Below are 259 nucleotides of genomic sequence, written 5' to 3' on the forward strand. Positions count from 1 at the left end.
TTGTGCTCGACATAGCACAGTCTTAAATAGTTGGTTATGTTTCGAAGCAGTAAATTCTTAATTGATATTTACTGCTTTTTTTAATTTTAAAAGTTATGATAAAACGAATTGACGCTACAGAAAAAGCAATAGAATTAATTAAAATTCTCAAAGAAAAACACGGTGATCTGATGTTTTATCAAGCAGGCGGATGCTGCGAAGGTACTCAACCGCAATGTTTTGAAAAAGGAGGTTATTACCAACGCACTGGCGACGTTTG

Annotated in this window: 1 protein-coding gene; it reads left to right on the plus strand. The window is 34.4% G+C overall.

Annotated elements, in window-relative coordinates; genetic code table 11:
• Positions 1-95 precede the first annotated feature (95 nt).
• On the plus strand, positions 96-259 hold a 164-nt coding region (locus ACWA1B_RS22990), incomplete at its 3' end, for a DUF779 domain-containing protein (protein ID WP_456910965.1).

Source organism: Flavobacterium xizangense (assembly GCF_054075145.1).